Origin of the sequence: Pyrobaculum sp. (assembly GCF_049971835.1) — an archaeon.
Lineage (GTDB): Archaea > Thermoproteota > Thermoprotei > Thermoproteales > Thermoproteaceae > Pyrobaculum.
On record NZ_JBMFKV010000166.1, the window covers coordinates 1 to 4,207 of the forward strand.

Sequence of the window (4,207 nt, forward strand, 5' to 3'; positions counted from 1 at the left end):
GTTAGGCTAGACGGCGTGGGCTTCGGAAAGCGGCTGAGAGACTTCCCCCCTCCCCGGAGCCGCGCAGTGCACAACGCGCTTGTCGAAGTAGCCAAGGCCCTGGCCTCGACACACGGAGCGGACCACGCCCACGTCGTAAGCGACGAGATAAACCTCCTCTTCCTCAGATACACCCCCTACGGCGGCCGCACCTTTAAAATCATCAGCGTCCTCGCCGCGCAGGCCTCAGCCGAGCTGACCGCCAAGCTGGGGCGGCCGCTGTACTTCGACGGGAGGGTAGTCAAGCTACGCGACCACTGCGACGCGGCCGCCTACCTCCTCTTCAGGGCAAGGGTGGGGCTAAACAACTACGTAATCCAGGAGGCGAGGCGCGCCGGCCTGGTAGATGAGCGCACGCCGCGTATAGAGGAAATGCTGAAAAAGGTAGAGGTTGCCGACTACGAGCTGGCTTGGGGCACGTTTTTAAATAAAGAGGAGAAGTACCGAGCCGAGTCCGACGTCTGCACCGCGCTGGCGCCTCTCTGCAAGGTGTGCTAACCCCTATACTTCTCCTCTAGGTATCGGATCAGGTACTCGGCGTTGTAGGCCTCGCCGAAGCTCTTAACAAGGAGCTCCTTCGGCGGGTACACGCTCCCCCACCTGTGTATCTTTTCTCTGAGGTAGTCCTTAAGGGCGGCGAAGTTGCCCTCAGCGACGAGCTCCCTTACCCTCCCATGTTTGAAGTATATCATGGCGGCCACCACGTTGCCCAGGGTGTAGGTGGGGAAGTAGCCGATGGAGCCGTGGCTCCAATGCACATCTTGAAGAACGCCCTCCGCGTCGTTCCTCGGCCTCACCCCCAGCAGGCGGTCCATTTCCTCATTCCAAAGCTCAGGCAACTGCCGGACCTTAACCTCCCCCGTTATGAGGAGCCGCTCCAGCCTGTAGCGGAGCAGGATGTGGAGGTTGTAGGTAACCTCGTCCGCCTCCGTTCTTATTAAGCTGGGCCTCACCACGTTGAAATAGTAGAAGAGGTCGTCGTCTGAGTACTTCGAAAGGAAGTCAAGGTGCCTGCGGAGTATGGGCGCCGCCTTGCCCACGAACTCCCGGCTTCTGCCGACCACGTTTTCCATAAATCTCGACTGGCTCTCGTGGACGCCCAGAGACACGCCGGCGCCCACAGGCGTCATGGCAAGCGACTCGTCTATGTTTAGCTCGTAGAGGGCGTGGCCGTATTCGTGAAGCGCCGAGAAGAGAGGCTCTTTAAAATCCACCCCTCTGTACCTCACCGTAATCCTCACATCGAAAGGCGTCGTAATGCCTATGGTAAATGGATGCGGCGACACATCCACTCTAAACCTCCCCCTGGGGTACCCCACCAGCTCGAGCACCTCCATTATAGCCGCCTCCACCCTAGACCTCTCGTAAGGCACCTCCTCAAGCGGGTGCCTCTTCGGCCAGCCGGCGGACTCCAGCCTCGCCAGTAGCTTCTTTACCCCGGGCTCGAGCACCGAGAACACGGCCTCCACGTCCCTCGACGTGAGGCCCTCCTCGTATAAATCTAGAAGTGCGTCGTAGGGGTGCTCCTCGTAGCCCAGCTTATCCGAAATAACCCGCGACAGCTCCACAATCTTCTCTAGGTAGGGGGCGAAGAGTTCGAACTTCGCCTTCTCCTTCGCGCCCCTCCACGCCACGAAGGCCTCCGACGTGACTTTGGCGAACTCCTTCACAACTTCAGGAGGCACCCTCTGGTAGAACTTCAAGTCACGTTTCAAAACCCTCACAACTCCCCTCTCCACGTCTGTGAGATCTCTCTCCTCCTCCGCCTTCTCTACCAACTTGACAAACTTCTCGTCAAGCATAAACCTCTGAATCAGCTGAGCGATCTCCGCCCTAGCCACAGCCCTCCCCTTCACCCCCTCCTCCGGCATGTAGGTCTCCGAGTCCCACCCCATGAGCCCCTGGGCGTGGCTCAGCGCCCAGACAACTCTGTAATGCTCCAAAATCTGCTTCACCGTCTCCGACCTAATCATACGTGTGGCATCGTATCTACATTTAACAGTTAACAACAAACTAACGACCCAACCCTCTGGCTAATCGCCCTCGGGGGCGGCGGCTGGCTTAAGCCTCGATGTAGGTGTGGAAAGGGGCTCCTCTAATCCGCCGGTACAAGCTCTACGTATCTCCTCGAGGGCATGTTGTTGAGCTCCAGCAACAGCTCGCGCACCGTTATGTCAGGCTTTTCTGCGAGAATTTTACGAGCCAGCTCTGCCTTCTCCGGGCAGTAGGCCGAGACTATGTCCTCCACCTCCTCCTCGGGAATTACGTCGGGCAACTGCACTGTGATGTGGATGAAGAAGTTGCCAAGCGGGGGTATGCGCTCCACAATCTTCTCATACACCTCAGGCAACATGGTCACTAGAAACGAGGAGTTGGGCAAGTTCATGTTCCTTATCCTGTGCATTATGTAGGCCACCTCGAAGAATTTGGGATCCTCCGCCGAGGGTAGGAACTCGTCCAGCACAACCACCGTCCTCGTGCCGGCCAGCTCCAGCGCGGATCGCAGAGTCCACGCGGGATCGCCCCTAGCGAGCGACGCAAGCCCCTCGTAGCCGAACTTCCTATAGACCTCCAGCAACCTGTTCTTCGCGCCTCCCCTATCACCGTATCTAGACAAAAGCCTCCACGCCACAATCGCCGCAATGTTGGCCATGCTCCTCTCGCCCACCTCTGTCAAGTCGACGTATATACAGTTAGTCTTTTTACACACCTCGTAAGCCACCTGGGACTTCCCCATACCAGCCCTGCCCAGGAGGACGGCCATGGGAAACGCCGACGTCAACTTAACAAGCGACTCGACAGCCCTCTGCCAAGACCTACCACCCAGCCTATACGCCTCTCCTGCCACCGGCCACTTCGGGATAGAGCAACCGTTTAAACTCACGTCTTATCATAACTACCGTTAAATAAGATGGGGAGATATCTTACTAGTAGTACGTCACCTCGGCCACGGCCCTCCTCTCCACCCTTTTTATAAACCCGTACTTCTTGGCGCCTATCTGCACCTTCAGATCGCCGCCCTCCAGTAATACATAGGCCCCCCTCCTTGCTTGAAGTAGCTCTGATAACAACCTCGCGAAGTCCTCCTCCCTAATACCCAGCTGTTCCATAACTGCGTCTCTAACCTCCACAAGTTTGGCATATCCGCTGATCCCCGCCAGCTTCTCAATAACCTCGTTAAGTGTCCTCTCAAACTCCTCAAGTGCGATCTGGCGGGAGGCCCCCTCTCTCTTCTGCGCCACTGTGACAATCCGCGACACGACAAAGTAGAAGAAGTTCTCCATGTCGATGACGTACCTAAAGCCAGGCCCTACCTTAACCACCTCGGCCCTCAGCGCAGACAACAACTCCTCAGGGTTGACGCCCAGCCTCTCGGCGAATTTGTCGAAATCTGACTTGCGCAACGAGAACTTGACCTCGTCCACGTAGCCACGGCATCAGAGTTATATAAGGCCTATGGACACAACTCCATGTCCTCCGAGTTCATAGAGCTGGTGGACAGAGCCGTCGAGCTACGGCTGGAGGAGTTCGTCGCCCCCGTCGTCTGGAGAGAGGGGGGCAACCTCTTCGAGCTCCTAGTGGCCGTTGTTTTATCGCAAAACACGTCGGATAAGAACGCCTTCCGCGCCTTTGCAAATCTAAAGAAGAGGCTGGGGGGCGTGACGCCTGAGGCGTTGCTGGCGCTGTCCACGGAGGAGCTGGAAACGTTGATTAGGCCCGCCGGCATGCACCGGCAGAGGGCGCGCAACCTGAAGGCGCTGGCTGACGCCTTCATGAAGCTCGGCATAACCCCCCAGAGGCTTGTGGAGATGGGGCCCGAGGAAGCTAGGAGACTCCTCCTAAGCCTGCCGGGTGTTGGGGAGAAGACAGCGGACGTGGTGTTGGTAAACCTAGGCCTGCCGACTTTCCCCGTGGACACGCACATCACACGTATAGCAAAGCGCTGGGGGGTCGGCGACAGATATGGGCAGATCAGCAGGTGGTTCATGGAGAGGGTACCTCCAGAGCGCTACTTAGAAATACACCTAAAGCTAATACAATTCGGCAGGTATGTATGTAGGGCGAGGGATCCCAGATGCGGCGCATGTCCCATAGGAGAGAGGTGCCCCTCTTATAGATCAGCCGGCAGGTCACCGGTCACGTAGTCGCCGCCTGCATTGGCACATCA

General features: G+C 57.6%; 5 protein-coding genes. 2 read left to right on the plus strand and 3 right to left on the minus strand.

Annotated elements, in window-relative coordinates:
- The coding region (locus ACP5J3_RS11485) for a tRNA(His) guanylyltransferase Thg1 family protein (RefSeq protein ID WP_428495815.1) at window positions 1–537 on the plus strand (537 nt) is incomplete at its 5' end.
- Here ACP5J3_RS11485 and ACP5J3_RS11490 read toward each other — a convergent pair.
- The 3 genes from ACP5J3_RS11490 to ACP5J3_RS11500 all read right to left on the minus strand — a co-directional run bounded on the left by ACP5J3_RS11490 (window position 534) and on the right by ACP5J3_RS11500 (window position 3,464).
- Window positions 534–2,012, minus strand: a complete 1,479-nt coding sequence (locus ACP5J3_RS11490) for a carboxypeptidase M32 (RefSeq protein ID WP_428495816.1) — start codon at window positions 2,010–2,012, stop codon at window positions 534–536. The two genes, ACP5J3_RS11485 and ACP5J3_RS11490, sit on opposite strands and share 4 nt — an antisense overlap.
- 122 nt (window positions 2,013–2,134) lie before the next feature.
- Entirely contained in the window at window positions 2,135–2,923 is a 789-nt protein-coding gene (locus ACP5J3_RS11495) for an AAA family ATPase (RefSeq protein ID WP_428495817.1), read from the minus strand.
- 43 nt (window positions 2,924–2,966) lie between these two features.
- Entirely contained in the window at window positions 2,967–3,464 is a 498-nt protein-coding gene (locus tag ACP5J3_RS11500; protein ID WP_428495818.1) for a hypothetical protein, read from the minus strand.
- A 45-nt stretch (window positions 3,465–3,509) separates the two neighbouring features.
- On the opposite strand from ACP5J3_RS11500, the gene ACP5J3_RS11505 reads away from it, so the two are divergent.
- Window positions 3,510–4,184: an endonuclease III domain-containing protein gene (locus ACP5J3_RS11505; RefSeq protein WP_428495819.1), complete on the plus strand. Its 675-nt coding sequence runs from the start codon at window positions 3,510–3,512 to the stop codon at window positions 4,182–4,184.
- Window positions 4,185–4,207 lie beyond the last annotated feature (23 nt).